Raw genomic sequence first — 12,767 nt, forward strand, 5'->3', positions numbered from 1 at the left:
CGCGGATTCACAGTACGTCTGTCGGGACTGGCACCGCGCCGGGAGAACCGTCCTCTGTGAGTGCTCATCCCGCGCCTCCAGGGCTGACCCGATCGCCGGGGGATTTCCGTCTGCTCAGCTCTCGTCGGGCAGCCAGATGCCAGCGCCCCACTCGTCGAGTTCGGCCCGGAGACGTTCGTAGTCGGTCATGACCCTGCCGACGGCACGCCAGAACCCGGAAGTGTGATGAGGATGGTCGAGATGGGCAAGCTCGTGGACAAGAACGTAGTCAATCAGCCGGGCAGGCAATTGCATTGTGGCCCAGTGGACATTGACTGTGCCCCGGCGCGAGCAGGAACCCCAGCGGTAGCCGAGGGGACGGACATTCAGCTCGGCGTCCGGCACGTCCATGCGCCGGGCCCAGGAGTGGACGCGGTGGGGCAGCCAGGCTCGCCCTCGCACGACGTACCAGGAGACAAGGGCTGGGGCAGCCGTGTCTCGGTGGTCGCGGCGCAAGTGGAGACGTCCGGCCTTCAGCGCGACAGGGGAAGCTGCAGGGTCGTCGATGAGTTTGAGCCGATGGTTGCGGCCGAGGTACCAGAAGCCTTCGCCATCGAGAAACCGTCGTCGGGGTCGTTCGGCTGCTTCGACTCGGCGGGCATTGACTTTGGTGTAGAGCCAGGCCAGTCGTGTACGGATCAGGGCAGCAAGCTTGTCGCGGTCGGCATCTGCGGGAACCCGAGCGATGATGCGGGCGTCGCGTTCTACGGTGACCCGGACGCCGGTTCGCCCCGAGGCGGGGACCAAGTGGATGATCAGCCCGCCGAGGTGCAGCGGGCTGTCGTTCTCGGCCACCGTGTAGGGCACCTCAGGCACGGTGGCGGCCGACATCCTTGCGGTTGTGGTGGACGATATCGCGGAGTGCGTCGGCAAGAGGGTCGGCTTTCTCACGGGTGTGAGGGCAGGCCACGGCCTCCATCCAGATCTCAGTACGGAAGTCGTGCTGGGCGGCGGGGTTGGTCCAGAAGTCGGGCTTGGCGCTGTAGTGCGATGCCAGGTCGTGCACCTTCTGGGCGAGGGCGACAAAGGCACCGCGTATCTCGTCACCGATCACCCCGTCGGTCAGCGCACTGGTGAGTTGCTGATACAGGGCCTGTTCCAGCGGGGTGAGACTGCGCACGTCATCGGGCAAGTTCGAGCCCGCGCCGCTCTCCGTTTCCTTGACTTCCTCGAAGAGGCGCTGGAAGGCAGCCAGCTGGGCATCCCAGTCGTCGGCGTGCTTCTTAAGGATCTCTTCCACCCGCTTGCGCAGCGCTGCATAGGCGGCGGGGTTCTTGCCGAAGTTCAGGTCGATGTGGTTGCGAAGCGCGTGCCGCATCATGGATGCCTTCGCACGACTGCCGGGAAGCTGGTGAACCTTGGTCTCGAAGTCGTCGGAGGTGAGCCGAGTGGGCTCGATCATCTTGTCCACCCCGAGCGACCGTACGTGCTGGTTGATGAGCTCCCGGACCTTCTTGCCGTACGCGGCTGGGTCGAAGCCGTCGTCCTCATTGAAACGCTGCCGGGCCAGCTGCGCGACGAAGGTGAACAGACGTGCTGCCTTCGCGTACGGGCGGGCCGACTCTCGAGGGGTGACGACGGTGTAGGTTTCCAGGAAGTCGCGAAGCAGAGCCCGGAAGGTGATCCGGCGCTGGTCGTCCTCCAGCGAGTCCACCAGGCGGTTGACGGCCACGATGTCGTCGGGGTTAGTGAGGTCGCGGCGGAGGTCGAAGTGCTGGCGCAGTGCCGTGCACTGGGTCTCCAGCTTGTGTTCCTCGGCCTCGAAATCGATGGGCTTGCCTTCGCGCTCGTCGGCGGCGTACTGGTCCATCGCTTCTTTGAGGGCGGTGGCGACTCCTGCGTAGTCCACCACCAGCCCGGCACTCTTGCCGTCGGCAGTGCGGTTGACGCGGGCGACAGCCTGGAGGAGTTCGGCCTCCTTCATCCGCCGGTCCAGGTACATGACCTGCTCGATCGGGGCGTCGAACCCGGTCAGTAGCATGGTTCGCACGATGAGGAATGCGACCGGGCGACGGGTGCCATCCAGCTGATCAGGGTCTGGGAAGGGGCTGAGGAAGGACTTCTCCGCCTTCCTGTGCGTCGACTCCTTCGTCCACTCCTTCAAGGCCGAGCGGTCGTTCTGCCCCTCGGAGATGACGGGCACGAAGTCGATGGCCTTCAGCAGGCGTAGGTTCTCGTGCGCGGCCACCAATGTCTTCTGCTTCGGTTTGAGCTCCTCAGGCTTCTTCTCCAGTAGTCGCTGAAGTCGCTCTTCCGAAAGTGCCTCCACCTCGGCCACGAGCTCGTTCCGCGCGGCTTGGAGCGCCTCGCGGTAGCCCACAGCGATGCCCCGGGAGTGCGCGACGACCTGTGCCTTGAATCCCTCCGGGAGCACGCTCTGCACGTAGTGGCGCAGCATGTGGCGGGCCTTACGGCGAATCATGTCGTCTGCGCTGAGAACTGCGGTAGAGGTGGCGTAGCGCTTCTGGAGTTGCTCGTACTGCTCGTCGGTCAGTTCATCGAACTGCTCCTCCATCGCCTCGTCCAGCGCAGCGCCGTCCTCGACCGCGCCTCTGGCGATATGTCCCTCGTAATAGATGGGGACGATCGCACCGTCCTCCTCGGCGTCCGCGATGCGGTACTTGTCAATGAACTCCCCGAAGGTGGTCTCTGTCAGCTTCCGGCGATTCATTAGGATCGGTGTGCCGGTGAAACCAATCCGTGCCGCGTTCGGCAGCGATTCCGTCAGGTTGTCGTGGAGGCCGGAGCTGTGCGAACGGTGCGCCTCGTCCACGAGGATCACAATGTCCTCGCTTTCATTGACGAGCCCCCAACCCGCGGCCTTCTTCTTCGCCGCTGACTTGGCACGCTCCGCACGAGTCTTCTCCGCGTCCTGCTGCTTCTGGATCATCACGAAGACCAGGCCGGCACCGTGCCGGGCAAGCACCGCAGGCACCTGATCGGCCCGGGTGACCGTGTCCGGCTTCTCCCCGGTCAGGGTTGCCGTCTCCGACAATTGCTTCTGGAGCTGTTTACGGTCGGTAACCACGACCACCTTCAGGTGCTCAAGGCCCGGCGTGGAACGCAGCTTGCGCACCAGGAAGACCATCGTCAGCGACTTGCCCGAGCCCTGGGTATGCCAGACGATCCCGCCCCGCTTGTCGTCCTTGCCGTGCACCGCCTTCGTCTCACCGCGCTGCAACCGCGCGACAGCCTTGGCGACAGCCCGGTACTGCTGATACCGCGGCCCGATCTTCACCCGAGCCGTCCGCCCTTCGGCAACCTCCACATCCCGGAAGAGCACGAAGTTCCGCACGATGTCCAACAGCCGGTGCGGATGCAAAACTCCGGCCGCCAGCACCTTCTGGGCAGCCGCGCTCCGATCCTCGGGAACGTAACTGCGCGCGGCAACGTCCTTGGCAACGAGCGGGTATGGGTCCCGCCACACCACGTAGTCCTGCCGGCGCGCGGTGAAGGTGCCGAGTCGTGCCCGGTCCCCGGTGGTAGCCACCGTCAACTGCACGGTGCGGAAAAGCCGTTCGCTACCTTCCGGGACGGCGGACTCCCGTCGGTTCGCGTAGCGCTGGAGTTGCTCGACCGCATTGTATATGTTGCCGCCCATAGCAGTGGGCTTCTTGCCCTCGATGACGACCAGCGGGATACCGTTCACGAACAGCACCAGGTCTGGGGTGATCGTCTCGCCGCCGCTGCCCGGGACCGTCATGCGGAACTGCGAGACGGCGAGGAAGTCATTCCGCTCCGGGTGCTGCCAGTCGATGAACCGCACCGTCTGGTTGCGGCCCCCGTCCCAGTCCTCGAACCCCGGAACGTCCACACCATCGAGCAGATGCTGGGTAGCGGCCTCGTTCGCCGCCACCAGCCCGCCACCGGCCTCTACCGCACCCCGTGTCAGCGCCGACACTGCTTGATCCGCTCGCGCCTCATCCACCCACGGCCTGCCATCCGGCCGCCGGTTCAGCTCGACGAGTTTCGCCCGCAAGATCCCTTCGAGCATGGCGTCGTCGTAGCCGCGCCTGACATACGAGGGCGCCCCTGGCGGCTGCAACTCAATACCAGTCGTCCCGCGCACATGTCTCCACCCCATGTCCCCGCTGGTCAGCTGCGCGATCAGCGGCTTCTCGACAAACGTGCACTCAGGACCGGACTCGGCCACGATGCTGCCCTCCGCACTCACAAAGCGACACAGACGTTTCCGAACTTCCCACTGTTACCGGAAACCCAAGGATCCCTAAACTTCGCAGCCAACCAACTGACCAAGAAGCGACTTCTTGAACTGCTCAAGCTTTTCGATAGCAGACCGCGCACGCTCAGCCCTGTTCCGAAAACCTGCTGCGACACTGGCCAGCATCGCCTGATCCGGATACGACGGCAACGGAATCATGAACTCCTCGACGTCACTCTTTGTAATGTTGGCGTCTTTTCGAGTACTGATACCAACACGCCTCCAAGCCCCCCTGAGAGACTGGAGGGCAACAACGAGGTACCAGGGATCTACCTCTTTCCCGCCCTTCACTTCCAAAGCTGAGATTGCTTGATTGATCACTGCCGATTTACCGAGGAGTCCGGTACGACCGATCTGGGCCCATCCTCCGTACATGGCAACCAATACAGTTCCGGGTGCGTAAACTCGCATCCCGAAAGTTCTGACAGCGATGTCTGTTACAGATTCGCTGGTCGCCCTAAGAAGTCCCTCGTTAAGATCGAGAGTCTTAACCCAAGGAATTCCGGACTCCGCGTAGTAGAGATCTCCCTCAGCCCGCGCGGGCGTCAGGCCCGAGGAGACGCGACATACATCCGCGATCTTAACCCAGCGAGGATACCCATCATTGCGTTGGTAGGCGCCTAGCTCGCCAGCTCCCAGCGCCGGGACGGTTAGGCGCTCCCGGAGTGCCGCCCACTGAAGTCTCTCCTCTTTCGCGAGCACCGCACGAGAAATCGCCAGTTGTTCGTCTACGTCATCGAGGATCTCGGCGATGCGCCGCTGCTCCTCAAGCGGGGGCAGCATGATTTCAATGGAACTGAACTCGTGATACCGAAGGTTCCAAGTGTCGCTCACGAGCCCTTGCGAGTTACGATAGAATTGGCTCACCAAGCGTGGAGTCTTAAGCAAGTAGCTTATGAAGGGGGCATGAATTTCACCTTCAGGACAACACACTGTGTATGCTGGGCTCACAATTCCAGCTTCGCCTGCTACTCCCGATACGCCCTGCCACATCCGCATCGTGTTGTACACGATGTCTCCTGGGTGCACGTCCAGGTACAGACTTTTGTCTGCACTCGACGAATCACGTCTGCCACTCTCGCTCTGTCGAATAACCCCACGGTCCGCCGTGACAGACAGGAGAGTGGAAACATGATGCGTGCGTTCCGAGCGCAGCTTCAGAATGTCTCCCAGTGCCACCCGGCGCCAACCGTCACGCATAGCCCAGCTCCTCCAGGTACCCCCGCAGTCGCTTCGCGGACGCTTCCCGCTCCCGTTCCAGGTCCTGCAACGTGACGGCGTATTTGTCCCCCCAGTTGCGGTAGGCATCGATCATGGCGCGGCGGTCAGTGGCAACGAAGCGCTCCATGCGAGCGCGAAGGTCCAATTTCAGGAAGCCGAGGACGATGTGCTGGGCCTGGTCAGCGGTTAGCTTTTCGGCGGCTTCGCGCAGCTCGGTGAGGAAGCCGGCCTTGACCGCCATGAGGTCCTTCTTGGCGGCGGTAAGCTGCTTCTTCAGCTTGGCGAGTTCCTTGGGCGGCAGCACGCCGCTCAGGTCGGGTTCTTCCTCCTCATCCCCATCTGCGCCCTTGATCTTCTTCGGCGGGGAGCCCGCCTTGACCTGAGCGTCGAGTTCCGCGACGAGCGCCTCCGCCGCCTCCAGCCGCTCCACGTAGGCAGGGATCAGCTCAGGAACAAGGCGGTGTTCACGGGCTTTGCGCTGGGCGGCTCGGATGCGGGCTCTGGTCTTAGCATCGGCGCCCTCTGGCGGTTCGGCGAAGGCGGATTCGATGCTGGTGACCCAACGGTCGATGACGCCGGGGAAGCCGGTAAGGGCCAGGCTACGCAGGTCGTTGCGGGAGTCGAACCACCAGGCGGCCACGGTGCCGGCGAGCTGGTACTTGTCCAGGACCTTCAGTGGTTCCAGGGCCTGGGCGAAGGTATCGAGAAGTTCGGCACGGGTGTCGGCGAGCTGCTGATGTTTGGGGAGCTCGTCGAGTCGGCCTCGGTGCTCCTTCCACCATGCGTCGAATGCAGCGCCGAGTTCAGCCTCTCGTCCTGCGGCGAGAGCGGGAATCCGGTCGGCGACGGCCTCACAGCCTTCCTCGGGAAAGTCGTAGTAGTCCTCATTCCGCTCGCGGAAAAGTTGGCTTCCGGGGTCGATACCGAACGCGCGGAACTGTCGGGCTCGGTCGCGGACCTCGCTCTTCGGAACGCCGCCGTACAGATGTGCACGGACGTCCTGCGGCTCGGGGGGCGGAGTGTTGTCGACGTAGCGGCGGATGTTGAGGTTGTAGTCGTTCTTCTCCAGCTCTTCGAAGGGCACGACGCGTGCGAAGTTCTCGATGTTCCGCCAATCCCGGTATGCCGAGACAATCTTTTCGGCGTGCTGGGCTTCAAGGAGGTTCTGGGCGCGGCCAGCGGTGACCTCACGGTCCGCGTTGATGAACAGCACACCGTCCCGGCGGTCTCGGGGTGTGCCGTCGCGGCCGCGCAGGACGAGGATGCAGGCTGGGATGCCGGTACCGTAGAAGACGTTGGGCCCGACCCCGATGACTGCCTCCAGCCGCCGGTCCTCGATGATCTGGCGGCGGATCTTCTGCTCTTCGCCCCCGCGGAAGAGGACGCCGTGCGGCATGACCGAGGCAGCGATACCGTCGGACTTGAGGACAGCCAGCACGTGCTGGATGAACATCAGGTCGGCCTTCTTGCCCGACTCGGGGCACCAGCCGTAGCCCATCCGCTCTGAGTGCTGCATGTCCTTACGGCGGTAGTTCTGCGCAAAGGGTGGGTTGGTGAGGATCCGATCGAAGCGCATAAGCTCGCCACTGGAAGTGGTGTGCTTGGGGTCAGCAAGAGTGTCGCCGTGCCGAATGTCACCGTCGGCGACCTCGTGCAGGAGAAGGTTCATGCGGGCCATGGCCCATGCGCTTCCATTGTCTTCCTGCCCGAAGACGGAGACGTGGGCAGCGTCCCCGCCGTGCTCTTGCACATACTCCTTGGCGAGGATCAACATGCCGCCTGAGCCGCAGCAGGGGTCGTAAACGGACATGCCTTCGCGAGGCTGTACGAGCTGGTTCATCATGCGGATGACGGAGCGGGGAGTGTAGAACTGCCCTCCCTTCTTGCCGCCTTCGTCAGCGAACTCGCCGATCAGGTACTCGTATGCGTAGCCGAGCAAGTCGGGGAACTCGAAGTCGTCATTGCTCAGCCGATACTGGTCGAAGTGATCGACCAGCGCTTGGAGGACAGGCTTACTCAGCTTGGTGTTGCCCGAGCCACGCTTGAAGTCGATGTAGCCGAGCACACCATCCAGCGCCCGGTTCTCGTTTTCCAGACCGCCCAAGGCGACGTTCAGCGCCTCTGCCGGGTCGGAGCGCGACGCCTTTTTGATCGTCTTCCAGCGCGAGACCTCAGGAACGAAGAACTCGTGCGAGCGGTACGCCGACGGGGACTCGGCCCGTCGCTCCGCCTCGGCTCGCTCCAAGCCCAAGTCCATGAACCGCTCAACGACGCCGTCCCGCGCCACGTCGAACTGATCCGAGGCGCGCTTCAGGAACAGCATCCCAAAGATGTAGTCCTGGTACTGCGCAGCGTCCATCTTGCCGCGCAGGATGTCCGCAGCGGCATACAGGTGCCTCTCCAACTGCGGCAACGTGAGCTGAGCCACGAACGTCTCTCCTTGTTCTTCAAGCCACCTCGCGCTGTGCACGGCGGGCGCCGCGTCGGACGGGTGTCTGGCCTGACCGCCTCAAGGTTAGGGGCGGTCTACGACAATTTCCTTGGGCGCGGCCCTCGCGCCGTGCGCCGTTCCGTTCCCGGCGGGGCGGTCGGTATGGGCAGGCGTTCTCCGGGGACCTCGCCGCCGAGCAGGTGCGTGATCAGTGCCGGGCGCAGGGCCTGCAGTCGCGCCAAAGACTGACGGTGGTTGTCCATCTGTGTATCCACCTCGGCCAGCGCACCGGCCAGCAGCCGCTGCTCGGCCAGCGGCGGCACTGCCACCGGCAGATCCTCGACTGTATGGGCCGTGACAGTGACGACGGTCCCTACGTTGGCACGAGCGAGGAGCTGGTCAAGCACCTTCGGGTGCGACAGATAGGCAGCCAGGTAGCCAGGTTCCACCAGCTCATGGCGCGGGCGGATACGCATACAGGCAAAGTGGTAGAGCCAGCCGCGCGAGCGCTCCGTCACCAAGGCAATACGCCCTACCGCACCCTGGCGGACCATGACCACATCACCCGGGGTAACCCGAAACCGCTCCAAGGCGTCCGGCACATCGCCCAAGGCCCGCAGCAGCGATCGCTCCGCGATCTTCTGATCGACGATATCCGCAGGGGAGATCACCGGCGTACCGCTAAGCCCCTCGCCCAGCCCCTCGAACTGATCACTGGAAGGACTCGGTGTGACATCAGCCAACTCCCCGAGCCTCAGTATGCGCGGCAATGCACACCTCGCTGTCTTCTCGTCGCCCCCGCTCGCGAGAAGTCTATCGTGTATCCCGCTACACGTGCGGGGTAGGTTGCAGCCTTGGCCAGGACATGCGTACAGTCCGTAACGCCTTGGTGGAGGCTAGTACCCGGAGCGCTCCTCACAGGTGCCCCGTCCTGCCCGGAACCGCCACAAGCGGCCTCCGACGCTGGGGCTCCGTTGGCCCGTCAGCCCCCTGGAAGGGGGTGATGTCCGTGCCCGAGAACAACGAGAACAGTCCGAAGCCGCCGCCCGAACCGCGACGGAAGAAGCTTCGCAAGATCGCTTCCACCGTCGCCGTGGTGAGCAACGCCGTATACCAGCTCGTACGCGTCCTGAACTGGTTACGGAACTGGACAGTGTGACCGCCAGCCCCCTAATACGGTTTGGCAGCCAAGGAGACTGACAGTCACCACGAGAGTCCCGTCGCACCCAGCGGCGGGACCTACCCGTTTGGGAGCGTAGCGAAATACCCAGCCGCTGACCAGGTCAGCGGCGAGCTCGCCTCAAGCTTCCCAGGTTAGGGGTGAGGGTGCCCGACGTCACGCCCCTGCGGTGGTCGACTGCCGACGTCTTGCGCTGGAGGCCCTGGGTACGGGGCCACCCATGCCGCAGACGCTACTGCGCAAACAGCTATGCGGGCACCTGACCTGCAACCGTCCCAGGTTATAGGTCCCCTCAACGCAACGAGCGCCCCAAGCGCTCCTCTATCCGCTTCGTTCCCGTCTGAGTGGTGCCCTGCCAAGGGTCGTTCAGCTCAACATGAGTCCTCCAGCAGGGACTCGCGGTGTCAACCAACGCGAGTCTTCGGAAGACACATCGACGCCGTCACGACAAGCGAATCCCCGCAGGCCCCGGCGGCTGCATCACGACCAGCCCTTGCGGGTGGCTCCTGCCGGGGGCGCCACCGACCGCCCTCCTCCGGGAGGGCTTTTTGCTGGTCGGAGGCCGGTGCGCGGGCATGGAAAAGCACCGGCGCCCTCCCTCGGCGACCGAAGGACGGCCCGGCGCTGTCCGGCTGTCACCGGGGCCCGGCAGGTGGCCGTTTCGCCTACGTGTCGAAGTTCTCCCGGGCCCGGGACATGTCCTGGCCGTCCTCCAACACGACAGCTCGGGCCAGGAGCCTCGACTTCAGTTCCTCGAACTGCCCCGAGACGCATCGAGCCCAGATCGCGAGCAGGACTGGGACACTGCCCCGGCCCACCCGGCCACCTGCGCAGGCGGCACACCAGACCACGCCATGCGCGCGGGACCAACCTCGCGCGTGCGGGGAGCGCCCTCCGCCCCGGCCCCATGGGGCGGGAAGACGGCGACCTTGCGGCCGAAGACGCCGCGCACCTGGTCGGCGGCGTGCTTGGTGGTGGCGGGACGCGACGATCTTCGGGCCAGCCTGGTGCTCCGCGCCGTCCTCGTCCTTCCATGTCCGCGTGCACAACTGGTCGACGGCCGCCTCGAAGTGTCCGACGGTGGTGCCGAGCGCGCCGGAGATCAGATGCAGCTCGTCCTGGATGATCAGGTCCGACGGACGGAGTCGGGGAGCCGCTTCCGACACATCCTTGCCCCGGCTGCCCCGCGCCTTGTGCCAATTGCCGCAAGCGTGCTGCTTGTCGAGGTCATCGTGCCGGTATCCGTGCCGGGAGCACCACTGGGTGGTGCGGCCGAAAAGCAGGCCGGCCTGGCCGTACCACGGCAGCGGCGCGAACTTGTCGACGGTGACGATCAGCAGGCTCGGCAGCAGCCGGTAGATCTCCTCGTCCACCGTCAGCATCGGGATGCCCTCGCCGTCGGCCTTGCGGCGCGATAACGGGCAGGCCCCGGTGCCCTCACCGCGCGGGCGGTAGAGCAGGACGCGGCGCCGGACCGGATCGTCCACCACGACCCGGTCGGGTCGCAGCTCCTCGCCGCACCAGGGGCAGGTGGTCACCTGCACGACGTTCGCGCGTGCCGCCCCAACGGCGCTGCCCCGCGCCGAGCCGACCTGGTCGGCCCCCTCCCCGAACTTGCTGGGCGAGACCTTGCTGCCCACCCACAGCCCGATTCGGAACGGCGTGGCGGCCCACCGGGGATCGGGCGCGCGGCCGTCAGCACCCTCGTACGCCTCCTTGCAGCACCTCCGCCGCGCAGAACCAGTGAGGCGGCGCGCTGAACTGCTGTGCCGTCAGCAGCCGCAGCGTGTAGCGCATCAGCACCACGACCCCGGCACCCCGGTGCTCCTTCTGCCGCTCCACGTCCTCGGACCTCTGCATCCCTCACGGGCTTCGTAGGATGTGGCAGGTTCGAAGTGCTGCGGGCCCCGTTCAGCGGGTGTGGGACGGTGGGTTCGGCGCCCGTGGTATGTGACCGGGACGCGGCGGACGGCCTGGGCACAGCGCGTCCTCTCCCCGGGGCGGATACCAGGTCGGGCACGGCTCCGGCAGCAGGACGAACGGCCGACATGGGGATTCACGTCGCTTGACTACGTTTACAGACGTCGACGACGGATCGATGAGAGGACGGCATGACGAGGGCATGGCTCACCCGGGCGGGCAAGGATGGCGCGTACGAGCAAGGCTTCCTCAATGACAAGCTGCTCATCCTGGGCTGGTCGGAACTGGGCGACATCAGCGATTGCCCTAACAGGGACAGGCTCCGAACGCGCGTCCTGCGAACCTATCCGCACGAGAACGCCTCCCTGATCGGCAACTGGACCGGCCAACTGTGGCGCTTCCTGTACGAGATGAGCGAAGGCGACCTGGCCGTCGTCCCGCTGAAGAACGGCAAGGTCGCCCTCGGCCGGATCACCGGGCCCTATGTCTTTCGTGCTGACGGGTCCCCCGTCCTCGGTCACACACGGGCGGTGGACTGGCTGCGCACGGACGTGTCCCGCCAAGCGATCCGCCCCGACCTGCGCGCCACCCTCGGGTCCCTGCTCACCGTGTGCGAGCTCAGCAGGTTCGACGCCGCCTCGCGGCTCGAGTCGCTCGCGCAGGAGGGCGAAGATCCAGGCAGTAGCGAAGAAGACGAGGCCATCAGGGAGTTGAAAGGCCCCGCCGACCTCGCCGAACGTCTCCGGTCCGGCGAGTCCGTGATGATGACGATCCGACAGTTCATCGGCGTATGGGACGCCAGCAGCCGCAACGCTGCGGTTCTCGCCCTCATCCGGAGCGACCTCGCCCAGTTCGGTCTCTCCACATCGCCGCCGTTCACGGAAGGCTCCCTCGATACGACGATCGAGGTGCTGTCAGTCGGCAGCACGCCGGAAACTCCCCAGAGTTCGCGGGACGCGCTGCAATACCGCACGCTCGAAAACGTTGAGGAGCCGCAGCCCCTCACCCTCAACCTCGGCGCCATCCCCTCGGCCAAGGGCGGGATCGTGACTGTCGCCCTGGACGACAGCCTGTCTCTCGCCATGTCCCGGATGGTGGTGGACGATCTCAGCCAGCTGCCTGTGGTCGACGACGCAAACCGCTGCCTCGGTGCGGTGAGCTGGAAGACGATCGGCACCGCCTACCTGTCCAGCACGGACCCGACAATCACCGACGCCATGGACCACACGGCGCGCACGGCGGGGCTCCGCGATCCGCTCCTGGACTGGGTCGGCTATATCTCGGAGACCGGTTACGTCTTCGCCGGCGAGGCCGACGGCACGCTGACCGGGATCGTGACGACGTCCGATGTCACGGACCGGTTCGGGCAGGAGATGCGCCCGTACACGCTCCTGAAGGAGGTGGAACGCAGGCTGCGCCGACGGGTTGATGAGGTCTTCTCCTCGGACGACCTGCACCTGTACGCGCGGGGGATCGCATCGCGGAACCTGCACAAGCACGACACCATCACGGCGGGCGCCCTGCTCGTCTCGCAGTACGAGAAGCTCCTCGACGACGACGACCGCTGGCAGCGCATGGTGTGGAACATCGACCGCTGGGTGTTCCTTACCCGGCTTGCCGACGTCCGCGAACGCATCCGCAACCCGCTCATGCACTTCCACGAGGCATTCCAGATCGACCCGGTGAGCGATGAGGACGTGGCCGCGATTCAGGGCCTGGTCGACCTGCTGCGCGCGGCGGACCCGCGCCCCTGA

The 12,767-nt window shown here is 65.1% G+C and carries 8 protein-coding genes; 1 reads left to right on the forward strand and 7 read right to left on the reverse strand.

Going from position 1 to position 12,767, the window contains the following annotated elements; genetic code table 11:
* Window positions 1–114 precede the first annotated feature (114 nt).
* The 7 genes from SCA03_RS17390 to SCA03_RS35120 all read right to left on the reverse strand — a co-directional run bounded on the left by SCA03_RS17390 (window position 115) and on the right by SCA03_RS35120 (window position 10,953).
* Complete coding sequence (locus SCA03_RS17390; RefSeq protein WP_086815021.1) at window positions 115–870, reverse strand: M48 family metallopeptidase; 756 nt, start codon at window positions 868–870, stop codon at window positions 115–117.
* Complete coding sequence (locus tag SCA03_RS17395; RefSeq protein WP_141275482.1) at window positions 848–4,192, reverse strand: type I restriction endonuclease subunit R; 3,345 nt, start codon at window positions 4,190–4,192, stop codon at window positions 848–850. Before SCA03_RS17395 ends, SCA03_RS17390 begins: the two co-directional genes overlap by 23 nt.
* Before the next feature lie 75 nt (window positions 4,193–4,267).
* Entirely contained in the window at window positions 4,268–5,272 is a 1,005-nt protein-coding gene (locus SCA03_RS17400) for a restriction endonuclease subunit S (protein ID WP_158102269.1), read from the reverse strand.
* 181 nt (window positions 5,273–5,453) lie between these two features.
* Window positions 5,454–7,910 (reverse strand): type I restriction-modification system subunit M, encoded by a 2,457-nt coding sequence (locus SCA03_RS17405; protein ID WP_086815018.1) that lies wholly within the window; start codon window positions 7,908–7,910, stop codon window positions 5,454–5,456.
* A gap of 98 nt (window positions 7,911–8,008) precedes the next feature.
* Entirely contained in the window at window positions 8,009–8,656 is a 648-nt protein-coding gene (locus tag SCA03_RS17410; RefSeq protein WP_158102268.1) for a restriction endonuclease subunit S, read from the reverse strand.
* Between the two features lie 1,102 nt (window positions 8,657–9,758).
* The gene (locus SCA03_RS37000; RefSeq protein ID WP_086815015.1) at window positions 9,759–10,733 is read right to left on the reverse strand and encodes a hypothetical protein; all 975 of its coding nucleotides are present in this window, start codon (window positions 10,731–10,733) and stop codon (window positions 9,759–9,761) included.
* Window positions 10,734–10,788: 55 nt separating this feature from the next.
* Window positions 10,789–10,953 carry a hypothetical protein gene (locus tag SCA03_RS35120; protein ID WP_158102267.1) on the reverse strand — a complete coding sequence of 55 codons (165 nt, stop codon included), beginning with the start codon at window positions 10,951–10,953 and terminating at the stop codon, window positions 10,789–10,791.
* A 251-nt stretch (window positions 10,954–11,204) separates the two neighbouring features.
* On the opposite strand from SCA03_RS35120, the gene SCA03_RS17420 reads away from it, so the two are divergent.
* Entirely contained in the window at window positions 11,205–12,767 is a 1,563-nt protein-coding gene (locus tag SCA03_RS17420) for a DUF8426 domain-containing protein (RefSeq protein ID WP_086815014.1), read from the forward strand.

It is taken from the genome of Streptomyces cacaoi, from assembly GCF_006539165.1.
Taxonomy (GTDB): Bacteria; Actinomycetota; Actinomycetes; order Streptomycetales; family Streptomycetaceae; genus Streptomyces; species Streptomyces cacaoi.